This window comes from Sphingomonas sp. So64.6b (assembly GCF_014171475.1).
Lineage (GTDB): Bacteria > Pseudomonadota > Alphaproteobacteria > Sphingomonadales > Sphingomonadaceae > Sphingomonas > Sphingomonas alpina_A.
Genome location: NZ_CP048817.1, coordinates 5,002,180 through 5,029,018 on the forward strand (window position 1 = coordinate 5,002,180; position 26,839 = coordinate 5,029,018).

Annotated in this window: 17 protein-coding genes; 4 read left to right on the plus strand and 13 right to left on the minus strand. The window is 61.3% G+C overall.

Going from position 1 to position 26,839, the window contains the following annotated elements; all coding sequences use genetic code 11:
* Positions 1-14: 14 nt before the first annotated feature.
* From G4G27_RS23770 to G4G27_RS23790, 5 genes are all read right to left on the minus strand, one after another.
* The gene (locus G4G27_RS23770; protein WP_183110935.1) at positions 15-1,088 is read right to left on the minus strand and encodes a copper resistance protein B; all 1,074 of its coding nucleotides are present in this window, start codon (positions 1,086-1,088) and stop codon (positions 15-17) included.
* Positions 1,085-2,911: a copper resistance system multicopper oxidase gene (locus tag G4G27_RS23775; RefSeq protein ID WP_244624483.1), complete on the minus strand. Its 1,827-nt coding sequence runs from the start codon at positions 2,909-2,911 to the stop codon at positions 1,085-1,087. The genes G4G27_RS23770 and G4G27_RS23775 overlap by 4 nt, the downstream gene beginning before the upstream one ends.
* A 72-nt stretch (positions 2,912-2,983) precedes the next feature.
* Positions 2,984-3,547: an RNA polymerase sigma factor gene (locus G4G27_RS23780; RefSeq protein WP_244624484.1), complete on the minus strand. Its 564-nt coding sequence runs from the start codon at positions 3,545-3,547 to the stop codon at positions 2,984-2,986.
* Positions 3,544-3,984 (minus strand): periplasmic heavy metal sensor, encoded by a 441-nt coding sequence (locus G4G27_RS23785; protein WP_183110939.1) that lies wholly within the window; start codon positions 3,982-3,984, stop codon positions 3,544-3,546. Before G4G27_RS23785 ends, G4G27_RS23780 begins: the two co-directional genes overlap by 4 nt.
* On the minus strand, positions 3,981-4,259 hold the full coding sequence (locus G4G27_RS23790; RefSeq protein ID WP_183110941.1) for a hypothetical protein: 279 nt from the start codon (positions 4,257-4,259) through the stop codon (positions 3,981-3,983). Before G4G27_RS23790 ends, G4G27_RS23785 begins: the two co-directional genes overlap by 4 nt.
* Before the next feature lie 357 nt (positions 4,260-4,616).
* Here G4G27_RS23790 and G4G27_RS23795 point away from each other — a divergent pair, with 357 nt between their 5' ends.
* Positions 4,617-5,777: a tyrosine-type recombinase/integrase gene (locus tag G4G27_RS23795; protein WP_183110943.1), complete on the plus strand. Its 1,161-nt coding sequence runs from the start codon at positions 4,617-4,619 to the stop codon at positions 5,775-5,777.
* 38 nt (positions 5,778-5,815) lie between these two features.
* Here G4G27_RS23795 and G4G27_RS23800 read toward each other — a convergent pair whose 3' ends face one another.
* A complete protein-coding gene (locus tag G4G27_RS23800; RefSeq protein ID WP_183110945.1) occupies positions 5,816-6,031 on the minus strand; it encodes an AlpA family phage regulatory protein in 216 nt (71 codons plus the stop codon).
* A 298-nt stretch (positions 6,032-6,329) separates the two neighbouring features.
* Positions 6,330-6,491 carry a hypothetical protein gene (locus G4G27_RS23805; protein ID WP_183110946.1) on the minus strand — a complete coding sequence of 54 codons (162 nt, stop codon included), beginning with the start codon at positions 6,489-6,491 and terminating at the stop codon, positions 6,330-6,332.
* A gap of 180 nt (positions 6,492-6,671) precedes the next feature.
* Between G4G27_RS23805 and G4G27_RS23810 the strand changes: the two genes are divergently transcribed.
* Entirely contained in the window at positions 6,672-7,268 is a 597-nt protein-coding gene (locus G4G27_RS23810; protein ID WP_244624485.1) for a hypothetical protein, read from the plus strand.
* Entirely contained in the window at positions 7,261-7,656 is a 396-nt protein-coding gene (locus tag G4G27_RS23815; protein WP_183110948.1) for a sigma factor-like helix-turn-helix DNA-binding protein, read from the plus strand. The genes G4G27_RS23810 and G4G27_RS23815 overlap by 8 nt, the downstream gene beginning before the upstream one ends.
* A 123-nt stretch (positions 7,657-7,779) precedes the next feature.
* Here G4G27_RS23815 and G4G27_RS23820 read toward each other — a convergent pair whose 3' ends face one another.
* The 4 genes from G4G27_RS23820 to G4G27_RS23835 form a co-directional block, all read right to left on the minus strand.
* Entirely contained in the window at positions 7,780-8,148 is a 369-nt protein-coding gene (locus G4G27_RS23820; protein ID WP_183110949.1) for a hypothetical protein, read from the minus strand.
* Between the two features lie 97 nt (positions 8,149-8,245).
* On the minus strand, positions 8,246-8,635 hold the full coding sequence (locus tag G4G27_RS23825; RefSeq protein ID WP_183110950.1) for a hypothetical protein: 390 nt from the start codon (positions 8,633-8,635) through the stop codon (positions 8,246-8,248).
* Positions 8,636-8,738: 103 nt separating this feature from the next.
* Positions 8,739-9,005, minus strand: coding sequence for a conjugal transfer protein TraD (locus G4G27_RS23830; RefSeq protein ID WP_183110951.1), 267 nt, complete (start codon positions 9,003-9,005; stop codon positions 8,739-8,741).
* Positions 8,962-9,288 carry a conjugal transfer protein TraD gene (locus G4G27_RS23835; protein ID WP_183110952.1) on the minus strand — a complete coding sequence of 109 codons (327 nt, stop codon included), beginning with the start codon at positions 9,286-9,288 and terminating at the stop codon, positions 8,962-8,964. The genes G4G27_RS23830 and G4G27_RS23835 overlap by 44 nt, the downstream gene beginning before the upstream one ends.
* Positions 9,289-9,459: 171 nt before the next feature.
* Here G4G27_RS23835 and traA point away from each other — a divergent pair, with 171 nt between their 5' ends.
* On the plus strand, positions 9,460-12,318 hold the full coding sequence (traA, locus tag G4G27_RS23840; RefSeq protein ID WP_183110953.1) for a Ti-type conjugative transfer relaxase TraA: 2,859 nt from the start codon (positions 9,460-9,462) through the stop codon (positions 12,316-12,318).
* A gap of 256 nt (positions 12,319-12,574) precedes the next feature.
* On the opposite strand, the gene G4G27_RS23845 is transcribed toward traA, so the two are convergent.
* Both G4G27_RS23845 and G4G27_RS23850 read right to left on the minus strand, forming a co-directional pair.
* Positions 12,575-13,135, minus strand: coding sequence for a hypothetical protein (locus G4G27_RS23845; RefSeq protein ID WP_183110955.1), 561 nt, complete (start codon positions 13,133-13,135; stop codon positions 12,575-12,577).
* A 146-nt stretch (positions 13,136-13,281) separates the two neighbouring features.
* Complete coding sequence (locus G4G27_RS23850; RefSeq protein WP_183110966.1) at positions 13,282-26,640, minus strand: LysM peptidoglycan-binding domain-containing protein; 13,359 nt, start codon at positions 26,638-26,640, stop codon at positions 13,282-13,284.
* Positions 26,641-26,839: the final 199 nt, after the last annotated feature.

The following is a 26,839-nucleotide window of genomic DNA, read 5'->3' on the forward strand; positions in this document are numbered from 1 at the left end:
CCGCCCGGCAATTCTCAGAACCAGGCCCGCACGCCAATCACGACGCTGGTCGCCCCGGCATTCTCCCCCGCAAGCCGCGCATAGCGCGCCGTGTCGCCGATGCGGCGATCCCAGGACGCGCCGATATAGGGCGCGAATTCGCGCGTGACCTCATAGCGCAAGCGCAGACCGAGCTCGACATCGCTCAGGCCCGCGCCGGTGCCGGTCTCCGGCACATCCTGCGCGGCGAAATTCAGCTCGGCCCTTGGCTGCAGGACCAGCCGCTGAGTGATGCGCTGGTCATAATAACCCTCGACCCGGGCAAGCAGATCGCCCTTGTCGGACAGGAACAACGCCCCCTCGACCTCGAACCAATAGGTGGCGAGCCCCTCGAGCCCGATCGTCGCATAGGTGCGCGACGGGTTGGGCATGATGTCGTGCCGCACACCCGCCTGAAGGTTGAAATAGGGACCGATCGCGCGGCTGTAGAGTGCCTGGACCTCGGCGTCCTCGACGCCCTCGCCAAAGCTGCCTGAGCCTTCCGACTTCACCACCAGCCGGTTGATGTCGCCGCCGAACCAGCCTTCGCCGTCCCAGCGAAATCCGTCACGGCCGTCGCGCACCTGATATTCCGCCAGGTTGAACATCACTTGCGAGAAAGTGCTGCCGCCATGTTCGCGGCGCAATTGCCGGCGCGAGGCGGCCATATTCTCGCTGCCCCAAACGGTATCGGCATAATTGGCCTCCGATGCGGCCGGTGACGGGGCGTCGCCCGCCGACAGCGCCGTGCCGCTCGCGCTATGGACGGGCATGTCCGGGCTCGCGGCCGGCATGCCCGGCATGACATGGCCGGCGTGCGGATCCTCGACCGGGGCTGGCTGCGGCATTGGCATCGACGGCATATCCGGGTTCGCTCCGGGTGCCGGCGCGACGGCCCTCGCCGAGGCAGGACGCTTCGCCGCCGGCCTGGCTTTGGGCTTGGGTTTCGCTTTTGCCGCTGGTTTCGCCGGCATCGTCATGCCAGGCATCGAATGATCCATGGTCTGCGCGCGCACCGGCGCGGCAAGCATGATCAGCGACGCGCCGGCGAGAAGGAGCAGCGTCTTCATGCAGCCTCGCCCAGACGCGGACGGACCGTCACGACCTGCATCATGCCGGCATGCATGTGGTAGAGCATGTGGCAGTGAAACGCCCAGTCGCCGACTGCGTCGGCGGTGACGTCGAAGGTCACCTTGCCGCCCGGCTGGACCTGCACCGTATGCTTGCGCGGCGCATGGTCGCCATGACCGATGACGAGCTCGAAGAAATGGCCGTGCAGATGGATCGGGTGACCCATCATCGTGTCGTTGACAAGGGTGACGCGGACCCGTTCATTTTCGAGGAACGGGATCGGGTCCTTCACCTCGCTGAGCTTCTCGCCGTCGAACGCCCACATATAACGTTCCATATTGCCGGTGAGGTGGATTTCCATCGCGCGGTCGGGCGCCCGCACGTCCGGATTGCGATCTATCGCCATCAGGTCGCGATAGACCAGCACCTTGTGCCCGACATCCTGCAGCCCCTGGCCGGGTTCGCCGGTGCGATCGATCGGCATGGGCGAGATGGTCTGAACCGTCGGACTCTTCCTGACCGTCGGCGCATTGGAAAAATCGCGCATCGAGTGGCTCATGCCGCTGGCGCCATGATTCATGCCGGCCATGCCGCCGGCCGCTGTCGCACCCTGATCCATCGGCACGGCTGGCGCCGGCGTACAATGGCCCATCGCCGCATGTTCCGGCGGACAGTCTGCGCCGCCGACCGGTGCTGCGCCCATATCGCCCATGCCCATATCCTTCATCGTCGCGAGCGGACGCTTGCGCAGCGGCGGCACCTCGGCGATCATGCCCTCGCGCGGCGCCAGTGTGGCGCGCGCCATGCCTGAGCGGTCGATCGCTTCGCCGACCAACGTATAGGCGCGGTCCTCGACGGGCTCGACGATCACGTCATAGGTTTCAGCGATCGCGATCTGGAATTCGTCGACGGTGACCGGGCGTACCGGCTGGCCGTCGGCCTGGACGATGGTGAGCCTCAGCCCCGGGATGCGTATGTTGAAAGTGGTCATGGCCGACGCATTGACGAAGCGCAGCCGCACGCGTTCGCCGGGCCGGAACAAGGCGGTCCAATTGTCGTGCGGGCCATGGCCGTTGATCAGATAGCTGTAGGTCGCGCCGGTGACGTCGGAGATGTCGGTCGGATCCATCCGCATCCCGCCCCATATCAGCCGGTCCTTGAGCGGCTGGTCCTCGCCCTTGATCAGATCGACAAGCGTCTGTTTCTGATAGTTGAAATAGCCGCCCTGCTGCTTGAGCTTCTTGAAGATCATGTGCGGGTGAAGCGGGCTGTGGTCCGACAGCACGATGACATGTTCGCGGTCCGAACGGATCGGATCCACGCCGGCCGGGTCGATCACGATCGGGCCATAATGACCGATCTGCTCCTGCAGCCCGGAATGGCTGTGATACCAATAGGTGCCCGATTGCCGGACCGGGAATTCATAGACGAAGGTCGAATGCGGCTTGATGCCGGGAAAGCTGACCCCGGGCACACCGTCCATCTGGAACGGGACGAGCAGGCCATGCCAGTGGATCGAACTGTCCTCGTCGAGATCGTTGGTGACCGACAGGCGAACCGTCGTGCCTTCCTTCAGCCGCACCAGTGGCGCGGGGACGGTGCCGTTGATGCCGATCGCATGGCTTTGTCGGCCATCGACGGTCATCATCTGATGCGCGATGCGCAGCGAGATATCGGTGCCCGCCACCGTCGGCAGCGTTGCCGCGATGCCCGCCGACACTGGTTGAGCCCAGGCGGGAAACCAGGCGGACAGTCCGGCGGTCAGGGCCGCGCCGCCGCCGGCCAGCGCCGCGCCGCGCAGCAGCGTGCGGCGATCGATCATGGATAGAGTCATTGTCTTGGTGATCGTCCCGTAGGTGATGGCGGTTACGCAGTGGAATACGCCGCCCGGCCGCTAATCCCTCAACATTTTCTCCAGTTTCGCCCGTGCCCGGTATACGCGCATCTCGACCGCCTTTTCGCTGATACCGAGGATCTGGGCGGTTTCCGCCTGCGACAATTCGTCGATCGTGCGCAGGACGAGCGGCTCTTTCAGCGAGGCTGGGAGGCCGGCGATCGCGCGCATGGCGTGCGCCAGCGCCTGCTTGTCGGCCAGCATGGCGTCGGCCGGCGCGGCGCTGTCGGCGACCTGCTGCGCATCACTGAGCGGTGCGGCAAAGGTCAGGAACCGCCGCACGGCGCGGCGCCGCGCCCAGTCATGGCATTTGTTGATTGCAATCCGCGCGACCCAGACGCGAAACGGCCGGGCCCGGTCATAGCGCGCCAGTGCCGCAAAGGCCGCAATGAAGCTGTTCTGCGTCACGTCGAGCGCCTCGTCGGCATTGCCGATCTGGCCGCGCACGATGCGGTAGACGGTATCGCGGTGGCGGCGCATCAGCTCGCCATAGGCCGACTGGCGCCCGGCCAGCGCGAGCGCGGCCAGTTCACCGTCCGAGCAGCCGGCGAGATCGCCGATCACCTGTCCTTGGCCGTCAGCGCCCCCACCACGGCTTGGTCGAATTTGACGGCCTGGTCGGGCCGCAGCACGCCGCGCATGGCGAAGATATGCTCGAGCGTCTCCTTTTGGAGCTGGCCCATCGCCTGATGCGAGCGATCGATTGCCGCCGCCACCCTCGGCCCATAACCATGCTCCGCCTCGATCGCCTCGGCGAGCCGCGCATTATCGGCCCTGAGCTCGAGCTGGAGCGCGCGACGCTGTACCGCGAAATGCTTCTCGATGAGGTCGATGCGGCCATGCTGGTCCTTGTCGAGATTGAGCTGCTCGTGCAGCAGCTCATGCAACTCATTCTCCACCGGCCGTTCGGGGACGACGAAAGCGCGGCCGACCACAACCCCCGCGATCGCCGCCGCGAAGGCGATCAGCGCGATAAGAATGACCCGACGATAATCCCTCACTCGCCGGTTTCCAGCAGCGTCGACGGGGCAAGCGCCGATGGCGCGCCAAAGGGCGAGATGGGGGTGACGTTGGCCGGTGCGCCGGGAAGAGCGGCGCCGGCGATCCCGACGGCGAGCGCCATGACCGCTGCGACGCTGAAAGCCCGCGCGCCGAGTGGCGGCGGCGGCGCCGCCCGCGCGGCCAGTTCGTCGAATACCGCGGCATCGATCATGGCGAGCCCGGGATGGGCCGGCGCATCCCGCAAGCGCGCGAGCATCGCGTCAATGTCGTTCATGAATCAGTCTCCGAACTCATATCACGTCATACGCGGCAGACATCCATCACCCTCAAATCGACTTTCGCCAAAGTGCCGAGGGGGTAAGGCCTGGCCTTGTGTGTTTGAGCCCGTCAATTGCACATTTGGAAGTCAAATCGCCGGAGCGGTTCTGCCAAGCCATTGAAAAACTGGCGCACCCGACAGGATTCGAACCTGTGGCCTCTGCCTTCGGAGGGCAGAGAAACGGGCCTTTCTCGGACCTCATGAAACCTGAAATATGGCGGAATTCCTTGACTTTCTGTCTCAATTAATCCATCGTCTTCCGACCATGTTTTCCGTACTTTTTCCGTACGGAGCTTTTCAAGGGGATCGGCGATGGCGCTGGACTTGAGCAAGGTGAAGGAACGGGAAGCGCTACCATCCCGACGTGAGCCTCATTGGCAGCGCATCCGGCCGGGTTGTTTCCTGGGCTACCGACCGTCTGTACGCGAAGGCGCGGGAACTTGGATCGCACGGGCCTATGACGAAGATCAGCGCGGTTATCGGTTGAAGGCGCTAGGCGATTTTGGCGAGCTGCCCGGACGAGATCGATTTGCGGCGGCGAAGAAAGAAGCCGAAGCCTTTGTCGATTTGGTAGAGTCCGGCGGTCAGACCGAAGAGAAGGTCGAGACGGTCGAGGATGCTTGCCGTCGCTACGCCAAGGCGAACCCCGAAGCTGATGGACGCTTTAAGCGGCACGTTTATTCCGACTCCATCGCCAAGTTGAAACTGGCGAAGGTACGGCGAAATCATCTGAAGGATTGGCGACAGAGGTTGGCGGAAAAGCCGGCGTTGGTCAGCCGGCGCAAAAAGGGCGATCGAGTTATCCGCCCACGCGCGCCGTCGTCGATCAATCGCGACATGGCGATGCTCCGGGCGGCGCTAAACAAGATACTTGCACCCGGCGCTCCGGATACGGAAGCCGCATGGCAGGAGGCATTGAAGCCGATCCGGAATGCCGATCGGCAGCGGACCCTCTATCTGGATCGCAATCAGCGCCGCGCATTGCTCGCAAATGTTGCAGCTGAGGCCGAGCCGTTTGTGCGGGCACTCTGTTTGCTTCCCCTGCGGCCGGGTGCCGTTGCTAGTCTCACCGTTGCCGACTTTGACAAGCGAACCTCCGAATTGAGCATCGGCAAAGACAAGAGTGGAAAGCCCCGCCGAATCCTCATTCCACGCGCCGCCGCCAAATTGTTTGCGGGACAGGCGAAGGACAAGCTCCCTGCCGCACCACTGATGATGCAAGCCAACGGAAAGGCGTGGAACAAGGAGACGTGGAAGAAGCCGATCGCCGACGCTGTGATCAAGGCAAAGTTGCCCGATGGCGCCACCGCCTACACGTTGCGGCATAGCACGATCACGGACCTCGTGAATGGCGGGCTTCCGCTATTAACAGTGGCGCAGATCAGCGACACGAGCGCCGAAATGATTGAACGTCACTACGGTCACCTTAGCCGCCACGCCGCAGCCGAAGCGTTGGCGGGACTCGCGCTATAACCGCCCATGAGCCGGACGCGGCGGATGGGATCGGGAGCCTACAGGCGTGGATGATCGGCGACGCTGTAGAACATCGGATTACGCATCCAGTCGTTGACGGCAGACTCTCGCCATCCGGTGCAGCGCGTGGCGATGCGCACCTGCTTGGGAAATGTGCCGGTCTGGACTTTCCGGTAGAGCGTCGAGCGGCTGAGGCCTGTGCGATCGAGCACGGCGTTGAGACGAAGAATGCGGTCGGGCGTATCGGTCGGCATGGCATTGTCCTGTATCGCGTGAGTTCCAATCGCTCCCCGTCGATACATTTGAGACGCAAGATCCGTTCGTGCAAGAGTGTCAAAACAGTGCCAAGCTAATGATAGAAGGCGTTTGTAGTCCAGTAGAGTGCACCGGAGTGCATTAGGGTGCAGCAGGGGGCATTTGAGCGCGCAAAATAAATTTCTTTCGACATTATTATTGTCGATTGAGTCTCATTTTGTCCCGGATCGTCTTGTTTAGCGCCAGACAGTGCGATGGCGTCCTACCTCGTGCACGACCTCAGCCATGCCAGCCGAATTATCCGGCGCGGAGCTTCTCCAACCGCGCGACCTCTTTCTCCACCGCCTCACGGATGAAGGAAGCCCGTTTCTGTTTGCCGACCAGCACATCGATCCGCTCGCCCAGACCTTGCGGCAGGCGAACTACTGTCGATTTCACTCCGAGTGGCGGCCGTCCCATATGCGATCCCTATCCGACGAAGGGAGGTTCGCAATCGAAACCCGAATAACCGATATCGGTTATTGACCAGAGGCGGCCAACTGCTGCATAAGCGATATCGGTTAATGCCGTCGCGAAATTCCATTTGCCTCTTGGCGAAGGCAACTCCGAATCACGACGAATGCGAAAGCGGAGATGCACATGGCCGATATCGGTTACGCCACATCGCGGCGCTCTCTGTTAAAGGTGCTCTCGGTCGCGCCAATCGCGACGTTGCGGGGAACCATGGCCGCGTCGCCTTGGGATGCGGCCATCGGGGCGTTGCCTTACCATGACGAACCTGTCGTGCTTAGGCGGACCCGCGTCGGGCGCGGCGACAGCCGTTTTCGCTATCACAACGCCGAGAGCTTCTTTTCGGGGATAGAGCAGGGTATCGTGCAGGACCAGCACGACAGGCTTTATCAGATCGGCATCGTCCTACAGCTGGGATTGAGTTCGCATCTGCTCGATATCGGCTTTACCGATCAATGGTGCGCCCGCCATGTCGGCCTCAATATCGTGAGGTCGCTCGCCTACGCGAATGCAAGCGGCTTCGGGTTCGAGTTGGCCGAGTTCGAGCTACTCGCGGCAATCATCTCGCCCTACGGCAAATGGCGTTTCCCGCAGCCGCGCGAACGGGCCGAAAGGTTGCCTTTCACGCCCGAGCAAATTCAGATGCTCACCCGTACGTTGCTCGATCATGTGCATCAGGTGACCGGCCATCCCCGCCCGCGAGGGTGGAACGCGCGCAATGCCTGACGACAAGCCACGGCTGACGGAAGAAGAACAGCGCCAATACGTCGAAGCGCTCGAAACACTTCCGCTGCTGACGCGCACAGTATTCCTACTCGCAAGTCGGGACAATTTTCCATACGCGGAAATCGGCTGGCGATGCGGGATCAGCATCGAGGAGGTGCAGGTCCGTGTGGCCGACGCTCTGGTTGCTGTGGGTCGTCACATGCGAACGGGGCCAACCTTGGCCGGCCGAATGCGACGCGCGTTGCTGCCCTGGCGCGATGCCTGGGCAACAGCGCGCGCGGGGGAAGGTGATCGGCGGCTTGCACCTTGGCTTTCGCCGGAAAACAGACCGGGCAACCGCGGCACGATTGACTGGGTTGCATGGGCGTTCGAACGCACCCTGCGATGATCCGGTTGATTTAGGCGGCGGCGCAATCGTGTACCGCGCGCCAGTCCGTAACTACGTTCTAGATGCGTGGTGAACTATCCGGCGGCTTACGGGTAGGCAAGGGCAGGAAGCGGACTGCGCAGGTCAGCCCCTGCGTCGGTCCAGAAAGTACCGCCATGCTACCTTGCGATAGTCAGGATCCAGCGTATCGAAATTAATCCTCTCGAAATCGCTTGTCGTCTTGAGCCATCGCTTTGACCAAGCGACGAGGCGGACCTCCTGCTCCGGCGATGTGAATATTAGAACCAGGTCAACGGCCCAGCAGACTGGAACCATCGTCGCGAGGACACCCAGCCATATATATTTGTCCCGGAGCCGAGGCAGCGGTAGATTTTGCGCGAAGCTCCGAAGCTGATCAGGGTAAATCAGGCAAAGAGCGAGCGTCAATGTCAACGCCGCCGCCACGATTGTCAGGCGGCCGATCGCCCTGATCTTCTGGTTTTGATATTCCATCGGCACCTGCCCGCATTTCTATTCGCGTTTATGATTCCAAGCGCGCAGGTCCGCAATCGGGAGCGCCTTGGCCCGGCTTCGCGCCTTCACATCGACGTTAGCTGCCGACCATCTGATAGGTGATGGTCACGCCGGAAACACGTTCCTTTTGCTTGAATAGCCTCGATTTCGCGGCATATCGGATGAGAAGGCGTTCCGGCGCAAGCCACTTCATCTCAGCCCATGACCCTTCCCAGTCTCCGACCCTAGCGGCACCGTGATCGTCGTCCGCAACGAAGGCGTTGCCGCCCCCGGACGGTTTGGCGTTGGCGTCCAATACCGAGATCTGGGTTGAGAAGCCCGTGGTCGCTCCGCAATCACGCTCGAACAACACCGCAACATGGTTGCCATCGGGCGAGAGGCTCCGCGAAGCCACGGTGTTCTGGCAGGCATCCGAACATCCGGAACACATTATCAACGCGGCGAGTATTGCTGCCTTCATCAGCATGATCGTAGCTTTGGAGTCGCAATCGTCAACGGCGGGCTTCACGCGCTTAAAAACGAGGCGTGGATGCCCTGAACTGGGGCGTACGTTGCCAGCTCATATTCGGCTAGATTTCTTCGTTAAACGCGCGCCGGCCACGCCGCCGCCACAGCGTCACATACTGAGCGCGATCTTCACCGCGCAGTTGGGCCGCAGCTTCAATCAGTAAGCCTAATATTACCGCGCGATCATCATGAGTGAGTTCGACCAGTCCGGCTTTGGCAACCAGACCGCCGAGTTCGATAAGGTGCCGAGTCCTTTCTCGCTGCTTCACCTGCCATGCCCGTGTGTCACTTCGTGCTCGTGCCGCCAAAAGCCGGTTGCGCGCTGCCATCGCCCGCCGGAGCGCCGCGCGCGTCGCCGCGATTGCGGCGCGCAGCGCTCCGGCGTGTCGATTGAAAGAAGGCCGCGCCGCTCTTGCGCCAGTCCTCCAGAGTTGCCGTGTCTTTGGTATCGGCCGCCGCCAACATTGCGCCGGCCAGCACATCGATCGCGAGCACATCGGCGCCGGCTGCAAGCACCAGCTCGCCAAGCTGGGTACGCTTGCGTTCTTTCAGCAGTTTGGCGCGTTCAATGAGCGCCTTCATTTCCGAATCAAAGTCGCGGGGTTTACGCATCATACCGTCCTCGATTGAGTATCGACGACGGACCAGTTATCGGGTGCATCGATCAAGCTCAATGCCCTGAAATGTCTTGGGATTGCCCGGTCCCGAGATAGATGAAATCTTTCGAGGGCGCGCTTATACGTCGTGCCGACGTGCTGCTTTAAGTGTAATTGGATTGCCGTCATGGCGATCTACCATTTCTCGGCGAAGATGATCTCCCGCGCTGCCGGATCGAGCGCGGTTGCTTCCGCTGCGTACCGCTCTGCCTCGCGGCTGCACGACGAGCGGCTCGACCGCCATCACAATTTCTCGAACAAGGCGCGCGTCGTCCATTCCGAGGTGATGCTGCCAGACGGTGCGCCGGAGCATCTCTCTGACCGCGAAAAGTTGTGGAATCAGGTCGAGGCGGCCGAGAAGCGGATCGATGCGCAGCTTGCCCGCGAGATCGAGTTCGCGATCCCGCGCGAATTGTCGAAGGAGCAAGGCATCGAGCTTGGGCGCGACTTTGTCCGCGAGGAGTTCGTCAGCCGCGGCATGATCGCCGATCTCAACGTGCATTGGGACATCGGCGTGGATGGCCTGGCCAAGCCGCACGCCCACGTGATGCTGACCACTCGCGAGGTGGGCGAAGATGGGTTTGGCCCGAAGAACCGCGACTGGAATCGCACCGACCTGCTGGAGAATTGGCGCGAGCGCTGGGCGGAGCACGTCAACGCGCGGCTCGCCGCCTTGGATATCGATGCGCGGATCGATCATCGCTCCCTGCATGCGCAGGGCATAGACCTCGATCCGCAGCACAAAATTGGCCCGGGCGCGTCGCGCATGTCAGCGCAGGGGTTGGAGTCCGAACGGCTCGACGAACATTTGGAGATCGCTCGGTCCAACGGCGAGAAGATCGCTGCGGACCCGCGCATCGCGCTCGATGCGATCACGAAGCAGCGGGCAACGTTCACGCAGCGCGACCTGGCGATGTTTGTGCATCGGCACAGCGACGGGAAGGATCAGTTCGATCAGGTGATGGGCGCGGTGCGGGCGTCGCCGGAACTGGTGGCGCTGGGTAGAGACGGGCGTGGCGAGGGGCGGTTCACCAGCCGTGAGATGATCGCGATCGAGCAGCGGCTGGAACGTGCAACGGGCATCATGGCGAACCGCGACCGTCACCACGTGGCGGACCGAGACCGCGCCACCGCGCTGGCGCGCGCGGCGGCGCGCGGGATGATACTTTCGCCTGAGCAGCGCAGCGCGTACGAGCATGTCACAGAGGCAAGGGGCCTTGGCATCGTTATCGGCTATGCCGGCACCGGCAAGTCGGCGATGCTGGGGATTGCGCGCGAGGCATGGGAAGGGGCAGGCTATTCCGTCCATGGCGTCGCACTATCCGGTATCGCGGCGGAGAATCTTGAGAGCGGTTCGGGCATCGCGTCGCGCACGATCGCGAGCATGGAGCATCAATGGGATCAGGGCAGGGCCTTGCTCGACCAGCGCTCCATCTTGGTCATCGACGAAGCCGGTATGATCGGCACGCGCCAGATGGAGCGCGTCATCAGCGAAGCCGAGAAGCGCGGCGCCAAGGTCGTGCTGGTCGGCGATCCCGAACAGCTCCAGGCGATCGAGGCTGGCGCTGCGTTCCGCTCGACAGCCGAGCGTCACGGAAGCATCGAGATCACCCAGATCCGCCGCCAGCGCGACGACTGGCAGCGTGACGCGACCCGGCAACTCGCGACCGGCCGCACGGCCGAGGCGATTGCATCCTATGACGAACGCGGGCGCGTTCATGCCGCAGATACACGCGAGCAGGCGCGCGGGCGTTTGATCGATCGCTGGGATCGTGATCGCAACGCTTCGCCTGGCGCTACGCGGTTCATCCTCACACACACCAATGACGAGGTGCGAGCGCTCAACATCGCGGCGCGCGTGCGGCTGCGATCGGCGGGCGAGCTTGGCGAGGATATCATGATCCACGCAGAACGCGGGGAGCGACAGTTCGCGACCGGCGACCGCGTCATGTTCCTCAAGAACGAGCGCGGACTTGGCGTGAAGAACGGGACCCTCGGTCAGGTGCAGTCGGTCACGTCATCACGCATGGCGGTAATGCTCGACGATGGCCGCTTGGTCGCGTTCGATGTGAAGGACTATGCCGATATCGATCACGGCTACGCCGCGACCGTTCACAAGTCGCAAGGGGTGACGGTCGACCAGGTCCATGTGCTGGCCACACCGGGTCTCGACCGACATGCCGCCTATGTCGCATTGTCGCGTCACCGCAATAGCGTCGATCTCCACTATGGTCGCGACGACTTCGCCGATCAGGGCAAGCTGGTGCGTGCGCTGTCGCGCGAACGGGGCAAGGATATGGCCTCGGACTATACCGTCACGCGGGGGCCGACACGGGCGCCCGAGCAAGGCTTGCAATCGGTCGATCGTGACGATTTAACAGACGCCGCCGTCAAGTCACCAGAGATCAATCCTTCGGTAAAAGCGCCGTCGCCGGATCGCCCGGTTGCGCCGTCATCCGCTGTGGAGCGTCACGCCCGCATCGTGCAGGCGATGCGGTTCGCGCATAGCGTCGGCGAGCCATATAGCGAAGACCAGCGCAATGAGCTGACAGCAAGCCGAACAGCGCTTGATGCGATCCGACCGCACGCGTCGCTCGATCTCGAAGCAGCCATGTCGAATGATCATCGTCTCATAGTCGAATCTGCCAAAGGTAAGACGGCAGCCACGCTTCGCGCGATGCAGCTCGAAGCGGAACTGCGCGTCGATCCTCAGTTGCGCGCTGACACGTTCGTTCAGCGTTGGCAGGCGCTGGACCGGCAACGCCGCAGTCTGTTGCGCGGCTACGAGGACGGCAAGGCTGGCAAGGTCGCACAGCGCATGATCGGGATGGCCAGGAGCCTGGAGCGAGATCCCCAGGTTGAATCGCTGCTGCGCATTCGCAAAGTAGAATTGGGGTTGCCGCCCATACCCTCACGCAGCGTTGGCCAGAGCCTGGCGGATATGATTGGCAGCGGCCGTAGGCGCGGTCTGGGCATCGGAATGTAACCGGCAACTGGATGGCTTTGCGAATCGCCTGCCTCGCCCCCCAAACGGCTCGCAGGCTCTCAACGCGCCAGATACGCGACAATTCCTACACTCGATCATCAAGTGCAGATCGGGCTCCACGACGATGATTAGTCAAAACTCCATCTGGCACTGTCACCCTATCCCACCGTGCCGTCCATCTCCTTAAAAATCGATGTGCAGACAACAGGTTACCCAACAGAGGGAGCCGTTGTTTTTATCTTGCTTTCACGCTTTCTCAGTCCGGTTCAGCGAGGCCGATCCTTCTCAACTCCTGTAACCCCTTCAACAGCGGATCGCGCTTGGCTTTCGCAGCGCCGAGAGGTGCCACAAAGACTGTGTCCGCATCGCCATCGCCCAGGAAAAGATCGACCATAAACGGCCATAGCTTGTTCGACGGATCGAGCTTCTGTTCCCATCCCGGCGTAGCCACTTGAAGGGCGCGCTCTCGGGTAATTAGCACTTGGGATTCGGGATCGCGACGGATCAACCTTCCCGGAACCCCACGTATGTCGAACGCCTTGAAGCGCGCTGTGCTAATATCGAGCGCCCACTCTACCGACGAGTAAAACTGCTCTCGATAATCGTCGAACGGTTTCTGCTTTGGATTCCCATGAGTCGATGGGTCGGCCGTAGCATTGACTTTCATCTTGCCGATCTCACCGGACAGCACAACACGATCCAGATAAGGGCTCCACAGTATAAGCAGATCATCCGTTTTCAGATTCGATATTTTGACTTCCGATGCGATCAAAGGCCCTGCGTTACAGCCGTTTATTGCGCAATCGACCAGCTCCACTCTTCGAACCTCTGACATCCTAGCGATGTCTTGGGTTAGAGAGAGAGCGCAATTCTCGAATAGGCACTCATGAAAGGCAACATCCTCTATTCGAAGGCGATCCCCACGGTCAAAAAGGCGAGAAAAGGTCTCATTTTTAAACTCTTTCATCGTGGGAATACCAAGCTGGGGGGGAGGCCGGGATGCGTCACATAGTCTGTATATGGCCCATACGGCCTTGCCAAATGGCTTGCTCTCCCAGCCTCGGTGGTGATGTCCAGAGTGCGAAGATTATAGCCTTCATACCCTAAAAAGTCGGGCGTCGATTTGAAGGGACGCGACTGATATGAAAGGATTTGGCTGAGTTCGGAATCGGCTTGGACATAGCGGCCCGTCAACCGTTCCACGGCCTTGCCGTAGCTGGCCGGCGCCAGATTGGTACCCTCAACTAGATGCCGATAACTACCTGGACTCATTAAGTCGCGAGCCAGGCCGGGATTAGCCGCTAGGTCAGCCACAGCCCGATTTGTCACCCCCTGCAACGCCACCTTGGTGTTGAGAGGAAGACTCTCTGCGGCGCGACGCTCGCTCACGACGTCCAAACGGTTCTGGTTCCCGACAACTGGAAGCCGACCGCCTCTGACGACCGCAGCCGAGCCTGCCAAGCCCTCTATGGCACCTGCCATATCATGGGCAAAGACGCGGGTGCTTTCACTAGCGCCCATCTCAGTTGCCACACCATAAGCAATTCCGCTCGCTGTGCCGCCCTCCAGCATATCGAGTTCCTTGGCGAAGGCGCGACCCTTCGGGGTCATGCCGCGATAAGGATCATTTATTTCGGCCAAATTCTGTTGAGCATCGGGAACCTCATAAGTTCCCCATTGGCCGAGCCTTCTGAGTGTCGTGCTTGCTGACACATTCCTGACATCCGACATGATATTGCCGAACTGCGTGAACATGTTGTAGTTTGAGCGGCCATTGTATGGCTGACCCATGATGTCGTAGCCGCGCCCGGTGCGAACGCCCGGTTGCGCAATGCCCCTGGTCTGTTCAGATCTGGGGCTCGTAAAAGTTACCGAAAGTTTGTTGACGATGTTCTCCAAGCCGGTGTCGCGATAGTAACGCGTTGCGGTTACGATAATGTCATCCATGATGCCATTATGCTCCGGGTCAAAATAATCGCGAGCTTCAGCCGCCCAGTCCTTGACAATTCTCGGGATACTAGTCCCGTAATTGTAGATGTCTTTCCATGACCAGTCTGAATTCTGCGCAGTCAAATTCACTGTCGAGTTGAATAAGCTGGATGTACGCAGCTTGCCGCCGCTAATCTCCAGTGTCGGCATTCCAGTTTTAGGTAGAATAGCAGATAGGCCCATCAAAAGTGCTTGGCTTCCGCCTCCGCCCGCGCCCATGCCCGAAAAGGTGTCATAATATTGGCCTTTGAGCATGACTCCGTCATTGCTCTTGTTGAGCTCGTTCATGTTGATCTTTATCTTGCCCTGCCCAGTGACGCGATCGCCGAGCAAATTACCGATGGTCGCGCCGATCACATCGGGCAGGGCTGCTATGATATTATCGCCGAAATTTGTACCGGTAAGCACCGATCGCGTCGCGCCGCCGGCGATCGCGCCAGCCATGCCCGAAAGAGCCTGATTGGTATAAAAGGCCGCATTGCGCGGTGTGGCACTATCTATGTTGGCTGAAGCGACACCGAGTCCATTGTTAGCCAAGGTGCGATTGGCGACCCCAGCCATAGCGCTGACCGCAGCTGCCGTTGCGACGCCTGCAAAGTCGAACTTCGATTGAAGCCCCGTGACAACCGCGATCCCCTGCATGGCAACATTGCTAACCACGCCGCGCACCACGTCGACCACCAAGCCGGAACCGTTCAGGAAATTGCCGATCTTGCCCAGAGTTCCTAAAGCCTGTTGTGCTTTCGTGGCTGCGTTCGCAGCCGCAGCACCCGCCTTGCCGGCGGCGCTCAAACCGCCGCCAACCGCGCCGCCAATTGCGGCGAGGGCAACGCCCTTCCAACTGAACTTGTCCTGGATGCCGGTGGCGAGACCAACCACCTGGCTGACCACGCTACCTGCCGCACCGGCGGCGGCCCCACCGAGAACAGGACCGAGTGCGGCGCTCAAGGTTCCCTGACTCACAACCACGACCGCGATCGCGATCGCAGCGAGGAGTATCTGTCCAAATATGCCGCAGTTATTCTTGGCCTTTGGTTTGGGCTGGATATTGGATCCGCTGATATCGCCGACGATCTCGGAGGGATCATAGGGGCGGAAGGTGTTCGCGGTGTTGGAAGTTCTGTTTATCCCGGAGGGGATCGACAGCATCTGCCCCTCGGACAGTGCGTTGGTAGCGCCCAGGCCATTGGCCTCGGCCAGCTTGTACCAGAGATTGGCATCGCCCCAGAGTTGGGCTGCGATGCTCGACAGCGTGTCTCCGCCCTGCACGGTGTAGCTGCCACCCGATGCACCCTGATCATAGCTTGTATAGGGACTGACGCTCTGGTCGAAATCGGCATAGGCCTTGCCGGTCGAGGCACCGCCACGCATCAGGCCAGTGCCGGTCGCACCGCGGCTGTCGATCGAGGTCTGGTAATCTGTTTCGTCGGTGCCGTTGTTGCTGACATAGCCGAGTTGCTTGCCGCCGAAGCGAAACCACATTTCGTGCGGAGAGGGGACGCCATTATTGCCCCATTCGTCACGGCGCACCGCCTGACCCTGCAGGTCGTTACTGTAATAGACGTAGCGAGCCTTTGCCCCGCCGACCTGGATCCGCGTCAGCGTACCGTCGCCGTCATAACTGAACGTGGTGTTATAATCGATCAGGCCGCTCGTTGAATTCACCGTGTTAAGCGTCACCGCGCCATTGTACCAGCCGATCGTATTCGTGGTCGAACCAGTCGTATAGGCGCCCCCATTCTTTGTTGTGGTGACGGACGTCGATCGTACGCTGCCGAGTGCATAGTCGGTGCTGACGCCATAATTATAATATGTCGTGTTTGAGAAATAGTCGGCACCCTGAAACTGGCCTACGACATCATGATCGATCTGACCCTTTGCATTGTAAGTGACGGTGCGTTGATATCCGGTCGTCGAGCCGGAGGTATAATCGACTTGATTCAGTACCCGGCCCATCGCGTCATAGGTGTAGGTCGAGCGTAGCGTATCCGTTGTCGGTATCGGAGACGGGCCGGAGTATATGTCGTATCCGCTTTCGGCCAGCGACACTGTCGCCAGGCTGCCGGCTGCATTATAGGCGTAGGTTTCTCGGATATCCGCTTGATAATCATAGGGAAACGAATAGCCCCCGAAGGGGTCGTTATAGTATCCGGATCGGGAGGCACTGGTCAGACGCTGAACCTGCTGTCCCGCCGCGTCGTACATATAGTCGGACCCCGTCGTTCCGCGAACGATTGCTCCCGCCTGCAATATACCCTTGGCGGTCACCACCCGGTTCATCACGTCATAAAGATACCAGAGGTCCTGGTTCTTCGCCGTGGGCGTAGTGCCGGGGCTCTCCACGGTAATATAGGTCGCGTATTTATTGCGGATATTGCCGACCGCGTCATACTTCCAGGCGATGGTCGCTGCCGTTTCCCAATTGCTGCCGGCCTCAGCCCAATTGGTCATGCGTCCAAGCAGGTCATAGGTGGCGGTTGCGTTCTGATAGGTATAGTTTTCGGCAACATAATGTTCGCCGTCCGATATCCACTCGCCCCAATGATCATAATGACCGGTTTCGACCCATTGGCCAGTTGCCACGCCCATGAGCTCTGAGGTTTCGCGGCCAGTTTCATCATAGCCATAAGTTGTGCGGGTGTAGTTGAAACTTTCCTGGGCGGCGGCGGTCCCGTAAAGGCCTTTGGTGATCGTCGAAACAAGACCCGAGTTAAGATAGGTGTAAACCAGCGTGTCCGGATAAGAGCCCGGATAGGTCAGAGCAGTGAGGCGTCCGGCACTGTCATAGCTGGACTCGGCCACATTGCCGCCCATGTCGGTCTTCGACGTGATATGTCCGAACAGGTCGCTGACCTCGATCTGAGTCCTGCCGTTGATAAAGGTCGTCGTTTGCGTCCAGCCGCCGAACGTGCCGAGCAGACTGGTCGCGATCGCGCTGTTCCAGACATAGCTGGTCGAGGTGGTGTCGCCGCCGAATGCCGCCGTCGCCCTGACCCGTCCTTGCGCGTCGTAGTCGGTTGTCTCGACATTGCCTGTGCCCAGGAAGCTGTTCCAGTGCTTCACCCGCTGGCCGAGCACGTCATAGACGTAAGTGTCGGTCAGGCCGCCAAAATGCGCCACGCTGGTCAGGTGGCCGAGCTTGTCATAGCCCATCGTGGTGACGCGGCCGATCTCGTCGGTCACTTTCTTCAGGTCGCCGAACACGTCATAGGCGCTGCTGACATTGCCTGAAAGCAGCGGGTGCCATTCCTTCGCGACCAGCGCCTCGGTACCGCCATAGCCGGTGCCCGCCAATAGTGCCCGCGTGGTACGATAGTCGTTGGCGTCCTCCTGGCCGATCAAGCGCCCAGACAAGTCGTAGAAATATTCATCGGTCGGGGCCAGAGTGCTGGCGATGCCTGCGGTCGACGTGACCGATACCTCCGGTCGAACGATCGAAATGACCCGGCCCATCGTGTTGTAGGTGTAGTTGGTGCGTGTCTGGCTGGTCGTATAGGCCGCCTGGCGGGCATCGCGCTCCCAGATCACCTCGCCGAACGCGTTGTAGCCGCGCGTGCTGATGAGGTCGGTCGTGGTGGCGGTGGTGGTCGCTGTGCCGATCAGCTGACGCCTCGCCAGGATCGTTGCTGTAGCTTGGTTGCGGCCGTCATATTGCATGACCGTCACGTTGATGCCGTCGACATAAGCCGCGCCGACGGTGTTCGCGCCATTGTTGGTGGCGATGGCGATCACCTGATCGAGCGTCTTGCCCGAGAGATCGGTGCCCTCGCTTTCGATCGAAAGCGACTGGTTGCCATTCTTGTCATAGGCGGCAAAGCGCCAGACGCCGTCGCCGGAATTGGTACGCCAGACGCGGCCGGCCAGGTCGTAGGCGAATTGTTCCTGGTACATCGCGGCGGCAGACGCGCCGGAGATGCCACGCTGCGACACCTCGCCATAGGCATTATAGGCAATGTTGGTCTTGTCGCCGACCGCGCTCCAGGTCGTTCCGGAGATTGTATTGATCGTCTGCTGCGTCAGGCGGCCGAGCAAGTCGTACTGATAGGCGATGCCTTCGGTGGTGGCGACCCCGGCGCTGTTGGCGCGAGCGTATGATTCACCGATCTTGCGGCCGGCAATGTCATAGACATAGCTGCGGACCTGATTGTTGGCGTCGGTCATCGACGTCAGCCGACCGCCCGCACCATAGCTGTAGCGCGTGATATGATCGTTGCTGTTGTCGATCGTCGCGCCGCCCTGCTGCGTGCGCGTCAGGTCGCCCAGACCGTTGTAGGAATAACGCAAGGTCGGCGTGACGCTGACCGGGGTGGCGCTGTTGTCGAGATAGGGCGTGCGCGCTTCGCTGATCAGCCGACCGGCCGTATCATAGCTGTAGGTCAGCGCATCAAGCGTGGCCTCGGTCTTTTTGGTGACCTGTCCGAGGCCGTTATAGTCATAACGGATGATCGCATCGGTAACATCGGTCGACAACACACCGTTTGAAGGGTCGATCTTGTAGCTCAGTACGCCGGTACGCTTCTCGGTCAGGCGCCGGCCGTTCAGGTCGTAAGTGAAGATGGTTTCGCGGTCCGCCGCGTTGTTCGCTACCGTAGGCGGCGTACCGATTACGACGCCGGTGGCGGCGGTGGCGTAGCGCCGCTCGGTAAGGGCGTTGCCCTCGGCATCGAGCGTCCAGGTCGTCAGATAGCCTTGCTGATCGACCGAGGCGGTTCTGCGGCCGAGCTTGTCGTAATAGCTGTAGGCCAGATTGCCGTTGGCATCGGTCGTTTTCACGGCGTTGCCGTTCGCGTCATATTGGATAGTATTCGACAGCGAACCGACCACGGTATCGTACGAACTGCCATTCCACCGACCGCTGCGCACGCCGGCCACGGTCGTTGTCGTCAGGCGATTGGCCCGGTCATAAAGATAGGTTGTTTCGCGATAATTCGCCGCGTTGATAGGCGTTGCCGGTATCAGCGATGTGATGCCCTCCGCAGTCGCTGTCGATGAGAGCATCCGGTGCTCGTTATACTCGCTAAAATAGGCGCAAAGAGCTGGGCGCGTCCAACCACTGCTCATGTTGGCAAGCCAGACATTCGTTTCCGAAGTCACTGGATCGCGATGAAATGCGGTCTGATAAAGCTGGGTGATGAACGCCGCGTTGTCGGCCGCCCCCAGACGCGCTTGGACTCCGCTATCACCAAGGATTTCTCCGAAAGCGGTGGCAAGTGCATTTGGCCCCGGATAAAGGCTTGTCATCCGGAACGTCCAGTTTGTCACCTCCAGGGCATTCGGCACGCGGCCCAGAGCCATATGATACATGCGGACGATCTGGCTGGTGATGCTTTCCGGATCGACCGGTAGCGCGGTGAGCGCGTCGCCATAAATCCGCGTCGACGCGACGTTGCCGCTGCGGTCATAAGTCCATGTTTGCAATGTGCCTGTCGCGCCAACTTCAGCCACTTTGCAATCGAGCTTGTCGTAATAGAAAAAGGAGAAGCCGCCATCGGTCGCTTGAGAAGCGATCAGGTTGCCGCGCCTGTCATAGCCAAATCGTTCGATCGGCACGGTGCTAGTGCCGGTCGTGCCGACTGGCACTGCGTCGCCGACCGTCGTGCTCAACCGGTCAAGGCTGTCATAAGTGTAAAGCGTGGCGCGCTGCTCGGTCAGGCCGAACGCCTCGATCCGCTTCTTCATATTGCCGCGGGCGTCATATTCGAATTTGTTGATGACGCTTGTAGCCTGGACGGTGCCGTCGCTCCTGACCGAGCTGATCGGCAAGGTTTCGCTTAGCAACAGGCCGCGCTTGTCATAGGTGTATGTGGTGGTGGCGCCCGCACCAATGACCGTCGTCGACGACTTCGCGGTGACCGATGTGCGATTGCCGAACGCGTCATAAGCGTAGGATTCGTAGAATCCGACCGCGTCGGTCGACTTAGTGAGCCGATCGAGCTTGTCATAGGCAAGCGTGGTCGTTGCGGACGCCCGGGTGACCGTCGCTGTCTGGCCGCCGCGTGTATAGCTGTAGCTGGTCGGATACCCCTCGGCGTCGGTCTGGCTGCTCAATCGGCCGAGCTTGTCATAAGCAAAGCCGGTCGTGGCGTCTTTGGCATTGGCAACGACCGAGGGTGGTGTTGTGAGGTCGGCCGTGCCGGTTACGAGGTTGAAGCGCATGGTGATGGACGAGATGTCGCCGAGGTTCGAATAGCTGGTCTGGGTCAGCTGATCTTCCGCACCGCGCGCGTGCGTGACGCGACCGAGATTGTCGTACCAGCGATAGGTCGAGTTGCCGCGCGGATCGGTGACCTTCACCACATCGCCGAAACTGTTATAAACGAACAGGGTATCGGCACGCTCGGTGACACCGAAGGCGCGGATTTCCTTGGTCATGCGCCCGAGCGCGTCATATTCCCATTTGGTCGTGGCGGCATCTGCGGTGGTCGCGGCGACGGTGCGGTCGGTCAGACGGTAGAGTTTGTCGTAGGCAAACGTCGTGATGACGGCTTCGGTCGTGCCCGAGCCGCGCGTTTCCTTGATGACATTGCCGACCGCATCATATTCATAAGCGGTGATGGTGGCGTCGCTGGTGCCGAACGCGTCGGTCGACGATACGATCTGGCCGATCTGATCAAGCACCAGCTTGGTGACGAAGCCTTCGGGGTCGGTTGTCGTCTCGAGTCGACCGGCGCTGTCGTAAGTGAACTGGGTAACGTGCGCGGTCGCAGGCGTGCCGATCAGCGTATCGATGGCCGCAACGGTCGAGGTGTCGGTGACGGTGTAGGCGCTCTCGAAGCGCGACTGGCTCAGGACGTTGCCGAGCTTGTCATATTTATAGCCAGTGACATAGCCAAGCGCATCGACGCTATAGGCGAGCTGGCCCTTGCGGTCGTAGAGCGAGCGGCTCGTGCGGTCGTTGGTGGCGTTGGCGTTCGATGTCAGCCAGCTGTTCATCGCCCCGAGCAGCGGGTCGCCGGTTGTCGTGTAGAGTGCGGCGATCTGTACCTGCTTGGTCAGCTGGCCCTTGGCATCATAGGTCGCGACCGTGACCTGGCCGATCGCGTCGATGCTGTATGTCAGGCGGCCGACGGCATCATAGACCATACGCGAGATGCGGGTGCCGGGGGCTGTGGCGAGGCCTGCGACCTGGCCCGCGATCCAGGTCGCGGCGTAGACGCCGGTCCCGTCGGCGCCGATCGTGCCGTCATAGGCGATCGTGCGCAGGACCTTGCCCTGCGCATTATAGGCATATTCGGTGACATGGCCGAGCCCGTCGATCTCGAAACGAAGCTGGCCGTCCTTGTCATAGGCATAGCGAGTGACGCGGTCGCCGGCATTGGTCGCGGGCAGCGCGAGTGCTGCCTCGGTGACTTCGAGCGGCAGGCTCGCGGGATTGACCGAGGTCAGATACTCGCGCGTCGCGACCAGCCGGCCATCGGCGTCATAGCTGTTGGTGACCACGCCGCCGAGCGCGTCGATCGTCGCGATCCTGCGCCCCGCTTTATCATAGACATAACGCGTGATCTTGCCATCTGCATCGGTGACCGCGACCAGATTGTCGCGCGCGTCATAGGCGTAGCTTGTCGGGTTGTTCAGCGCATCGGTGACGCTCGTCAGGCGACCGTCGCGGTCATAGACCGAATTGGTGATCTTGTTGTTCGGGTTGGTCAGCTGGACCGCCCGGCCGAACGCGTCATAGCCATAGCTGGTGGTGATCGCCTTGCCGCCAGCGGCGGAATCCACCACTGCGGTCTTCAGCAGCCCGCGGCGATCATAGCTGCGGGTCGAGGCGATCGTCGCGACGCCGCCCTGCGGTACCGTGCTGCCGACCAGTTCGCCAAAACTGTTGTAGGTGAAGGTCGAGATATTGCCGAGCGCATCGGTCGATTGCTTGACCGTGCCATCGACATTGAAATCGAGATGGACGGTAGTGTCCAACGCAGCCGACGCCAGGCCGGTGATTGCGGTGCTGACCGCCGAGATGACCTCACCGCCGGTCCAGCTGGCGATTGTCGCCGGGGCAAGCTTGTTGGCATAGAGGATCGTATCGCTGCGCTGGCCAAAGCTGTTGTAGCGATACTCGATCACCTCGCCGAGCGCATCGATCTGATAGGCAAGATCGCCGTCGGCGGTGTAGTAATAGAGCGTCCTCGCGCCTGCGGTTTCGAGGCCGCGTGGCTCGCGCTTGGCGATCAGCCGATCCGCCTTGTCGTAGCTATAGGTCGTCCCGTAATCGATATAGACTTGGTCGATCTGTGCCTGGGTAGGGCTGGTGATCCCGGCGAGCACGGCATTACCGACGCCGGAAAGTTCGCTGGTCAGGCGGCCGAGCCCGTCATAGCGCTGGCTATAGGTTCTGGGATCGGTACCGCCCGCCTGTGTGACGGTCGAGACCAGCTGGCGCATATTATCGTAAGTATAGGTTGTGGTCGTGGTCGCCGCACCAGTCAGGCTGCGCGTCTCGGTGAGCGCCTGGCCGAACGCGTTGCGCGTCCAGCTGGTCGTTTCCAGAATGGCACTTCCGGGCACTGGCAAAGTGGCGAGCGTCGGCGGCGTCGTGATTAGACTCGCGGGATCGAGCTTCTGTCCCCGGATCTGCTGATCGAGATAGCCGGCCGGCGTATAATGAAAGCGCGTGAGACCGCCTTCGCCATCGATGGTCGCGGCGAGAAAGCCCCGCGCGTCATAGACCAAATAGTTGCGGATATCCTTGGTGTTATCGATAGTGATGCTGGCGACGAGCTGGGCGAGCGTGCCGCTGGCGCGCAGGCCGGCGCTGGTTGCGCCCGAATAGGCGATGGTCCGGGTCTTGCGACCCGACTTGTCATAGACGACCTCGCTCAGAAAGCCTTCAGCATCAAGCGTGGCGACCAGCTGGCCGTCGGCGCCGTAGAACAGGCGTGAGACACGGTCGCTGGCCGGATCCAGAGCGGGCAGGGCGGGGGGCGCGGCTGCCGGCCGGGCGAGGACGGGATTGCCGAACAGGATCGAGTTGCCGGCGCTCGAGCCCGACGAGCCTGATCCGACATAGACGCGCGCTATTGCATTCTCGCTTTGCCGAAACGTGCGGGTGATCGAGATGCGCGTGACCGTCGTGGTGCTGAGTCCGGCAGCGAAAAGCCCACCAACCGTCTGGCTGATCGTGCCCGGCCCCGATACGATGACCGCACTCGAATCCGTGCCGGCACCCCACAGGCTGGAACTCCCCATGATACCGAGGCTCGCCATGGTGCTGGCCGCCGAACCGGCGAGCAGGTCGAGTGTGAAGGTCAGCGTATCGCCCGCGTTCACCGGCGCGGTGGTCGATGCCGCGACAAAGGCAAGACCGCTGGACGTCGCGGTCAGTCGATAGGCGGTAACGCCACTGATCAGGCCATCGGCGCCCAGCGTCGAGCCCGCCGGCGGATCCCATTGCGCGCCTACGTTGGGGTTGGTGAAGATGTTTGCTGGTGGTACGATTTTGATCAGAGCTGGATTGCCGAACAGGATCGAGTTGCCGGCGCTCGAGCCCGACGAGCCCGATCCGACATAGACGCGCGCTATTGCATTCTCGCTTTGCCGGAAAGTGCGGGTGATCGAGATGCGGGTGACCGTTGTGGTGCTGAGCCCGGCAGCGAAAAGCCCACCAACCGTCTGGCTGATCGTGCCCGGCCCCGATACGATGACTGCACTCGAATCCGTGCCGGCACCCCATAGGCTGGAACTCCCCATGATACCGAGGCTCGCCATAGTGCTGGTCGCCGAACCGGCGAGCAGGTCGAGCGTGAAGGTCACCGTGTCGCCCGCGTTCACCGGCGCGGTGGTCGATGCCGCGACAAAGGCAAGACCGCTGGATGTAGCGACCATCCGATACGCTGTGACTCCGCTGATCAGACCATCGGCACCAAGCGTCGAGCCCGCCGGCGTATCCCATTGCGCGGCTGCGTTGGGGTTGGTGAAGATATTCGCCGGCGCGGCTGCGTTCTTGAGCGCGTTGAGGTCGGCGGCGGTCATCTTCGTCGCCAGCTCGGTCGACGAGAGCAGCTGTGACGCACCGTCATAGGTGAACATGGTGACCGCGCCGACCGCATCGATCGTCCGGATGAGGCGCTGGGAGGCGTCGTAGAAGGTCCATCCCCAGCGGTCGGCTGCCGCATCGGCGGCGGGGCGGATCGCATCGAGCGTGACCGTGGTCGGGTTGCCGCTCGCATCAGCGAGCGTGCCGAGCTGGGTGGCGGTCAGGCGGGTGGCGTAGGTCGTGGTGCTCGTGACGTTGTTATTGGCATTGTAGCGATATTCGGTGAGTGTGCCGTCTTCGTCGACCGTGGCCACCTTGCGGCCGGCATTGTCGTAGAAGAAGAAGGTCCGGTGGCCGACCGTGCCATTGACCGCGAGTGGATCTGCGGCGATGCGCAGGCGCCCGAGCGTGTCATATTTATAGCCAGTCACCTGGGCTGTGACATCGGCCGCCGACCGGGTCGAGGTGATCAGCTGGCCGGCGAGGTTGTAGACCGATACCTCGGTCGAGAGATTGGCGAAGGTGACGGCGGTCGTCTGCAAGGGGTCTGTGAACGTGACGAGGGTAGTGCGGCCCTCGAGATCGATCGTGCGGGTGACGCGGCTCAGTCCGTCATAGGCAAAGGTCTCGGTCTTGGTCGCGCCATTGACGACGACCTGGCGCTGCATGAGTTCGCCATGCGCGCTATAGCCATAGAGCGTTTCGCTCTTCTCCGAGGTCGTGTCGAACGCGCCGGTCGCGAGCAGCTTTGCATAGCTCGTTTCGCGGATCAGTCCGCCGCGCGCGTCATAGGCTCGCTCGGTGCGGACCGCTGCGGTGCGGTCGATCGCGCCACCGCGCCAGGTGTTGAGCGTCGTGATCGCGGTCGCGTCATCGGTCGATAGCGAGGCAGCAAGGGTGTATTGCGCGACGGTGTAGGCGGTTGATGCAACTTGCTGGCCATAGCTGTCATATTCGAACCAGCTGACCTTGCCCTCCGCACTGATCGAATAGGCAAGGTGCCCCTTGCCGTTATAGACGTAGCGCGTGGTTTGCGGCGTGCCTGCGGTTCCGCTGCCGGCGCCATCGGGATCGGGCACGAGATAGCGGGTCTCGGTCTGGAGTTCGTTCTTCGCTGTATAGGTTCGCGTAATGGTGTTGCCGAGCGCATCGCGCTGCGAGGTGAGGTTGCCGTGCGTGTCATAGCCATAAGCGGTGACATTGCCGTCACCCATATCGACCGAGATGACATCGCCATTGCCGTTGTAGGTGAACTTGCGGATCTGCGCGGCGGTGGTCGCATTGGCCGGGGGTGCAGTGATCTGCAGCAAATTGCCATTGGCGTCGTAGCTGAGCGTGGTGGCCTGGCCGAGCGCGTCGGTGATCGTGGTGCGCTTGTTGGCCGTGTCGTAGGCAAAGGTCGTGGAACGCGTGACACCGCTTGCAACGGTCTCGATCAGCGAAGTTACGCGATAGTCGGATCCGACCAGCGTATAGCCGATCTGCAACACCGACCCATCGCTTTGGGTGATCCCGGCGATGCGCTGGCTCGCGCCGTCATAACTGATCGTGGTTGTGTAGACTGCGTTATCGGTCTTGCTGCCGTCGAGCGGGGTGTAATCGACCTTGATCGTGCTCAGGCGGCCGCTTGTGTCATAACCATAATAGACCCGGGTAAGCGTCGGCGTCGTACCGCCGGTTCCGGGCGAATAAGTGTCGATCTGGTTGAGGCGGCGGGTCAGCGTATCATAGCTGAGCTTCACATACTCGCCATTGGCGTCGGTGATCTGCTGCAGCACCGCGCTCGCCGTGCTGTCGGAATAGCTATAGGTGACCGTGTTGGCATCCTGGTCGACACTATCGGTGATGCGGCCGAACAAAGTTTCGTTATAGTTTTCCTTCAGCTGGGAACCTCCGTCGGTCCAGGTCCATGTGGTGCCGGTCCTGGTCAGCGTGTCATAGGCGCCTTGGCCGTCCGTCGTGACATAGGCGCTGGCGCCGGTGCCGTTATAGTTGACGGTCCAGGCATAGACGGTCTCGGATCCGTCCCAGTCAGTGCGCGTGACCGTCGAGCCGGCCACTCCATAGGTCCCCGACAGACCGTAAACCTTGCGGTACCCGCTCGGACGCCAGTTATCCGCGTTGTCCGGCTGGCTCGTCGCCTGGCTGTTATAGCTATTGTCGACTTCGATATCGGTGCCGCGACCGATCAGGAACTCATCTGCCCGCGTGACGAACAGATTGCCGTTGGCGGCGTTCACATAGACCTGTTCGAGCGCTCGCCCCAAGGTCGCTGACCCAAGCAAGCCCGCTCCGCCGAGAACGCGCGCCGAACTGCGCTCGATGCCCGTTCCAGCGCCGGTGAAGATCGCAACCATCGAACTTATCCCCCGATCGACGACCAGCACGCGAACTGACGCACCGTCCCATCACAAGGAGATCAGGAGAAAACGAGCATAGTTTAGCGGTTTTTTCCAATTATTTTTTCCGAGGTTTTCGTTTTAAAGCTGGCCGCGTTCAAACCGGGCAAAAGCAGGGCTGGTCAGGCGAGCATTCTTCTCATCCAAGCTCACGCTG